The 451-nt window shown below is 67.6% G+C and carries 1 pseudogene; it reads right to left on the bottom strand.

The features are described from left to right. Positions 1-451: pseudogene (locus tag FDK12_RS14980) on the bottom strand (hypothetical protein); the annotation flags it as partial.

Raw genomic sequence — 451 nt, 5'->3', positions numbered from 1 at the left:
CGACTTACCCGGTGCGAGCGAACGCGCAGCCTCAGGGCAGATGACCGGCGACAGGTCGCCGAAGCCGGTGAACTGGGCCTCGTCGTCGATCGCGGTGACGTTCTCGAGGGTGACGTTGCCGGTGTTAGTCAGCTCGAACGAGTACTCGATCTGCTGGCCGGCACGGGTGACCTCGCTGACCGAGCCGCTCTTCACGAGTGAGAGCGCAGGCGTTGCTGCGATCACGGTGGTGGTCGTATCCTCGTCCGTTGCCGGGGGAAGGTTCGGCGTGGTTCCGGTGGCGACGGCGTTGTTGATGACCTGGCCGGCGTCCACGTCGGCCTGGGTCAGGACGTAGGGTGCTGCCTCGCAGGTGACGTACGCGCCGACGGCCAGGGGCCCTGCAGGGCAGGTGACCGGCCCGGTGAGCTTGCTGTCAGCGACGGTGACTGTTTCGAGCGGCACGGTGCCG

Origin of the sequence: Arthrobacter sp. NamB2 (genome assembly GCF_005281365.1) — a bacterium.
Classification (GTDB): Bacteria; Actinomycetota; Actinomycetes; order Actinomycetales; family Micrococcaceae; genus Arthrobacter_D.
The sequence above is the reverse complement of the archived record's forward strand: the minus strand, read 5'-3'. Positions and strand labels throughout refer to the sequence as shown.